Annotated in this window: 1 pseudogene; it reads right to left on the reverse strand. The window is 58.8% G+C overall.

Annotation, left to right across the window (positions count from 1 at the left end):
- A pseudogene (locus tag JQ845_RS22860) lies at nt 1–449 on the reverse strand (hypothetical protein); the annotation flags it as partial.

The following is a 449-nucleotide window of genomic DNA, read 5'->3' on the forward strand; positions in this document are numbered from 1 at the left end:
TTCCATACCAATTCCTTGTCGCGCAGGGCATCGATACAGGCCTGAATGGTCTGGGTCCCGGGCACCACATCGCTGCGCATAACCTCCAATGCCTTGCTGACTGCGGTAATCGTGCTGTCGGTAAACGGCGCAAATGGCTCATTGCTTTGCGAACGCACCACCATCACCTGCAACACCGCACGCTGCGGGATGGTCAAGGCGTTCCAGGCGCTTTCGAACTCGGTCCATACACCCGCGCGCAGCAGTTCTGCGCGACTGTGCAGCAGTTGGCCAAGATTGCTCGCCTCGCCCAGCTCCAATGCGACTTCACCGATGATCGTGCGCAACATCTCGGGACGCCGACCTACCAGCTCAAACGCCTCATCAATGTCAGCCTCGTTGAATTGGTTGTTCTTGGCCAGGTGCGCGTTGAGATGCACGGTGTAGGCCTGGGTGAACGCTTTGCCCAG

Source organism: Pseudomonas paraversuta (assembly GCF_904063065.1).
GTDB lineage: Bacteria > Pseudomonadota > Gammaproteobacteria > Pseudomonadales > Pseudomonadaceae > Aquipseudomonas > Aquipseudomonas paraversuta.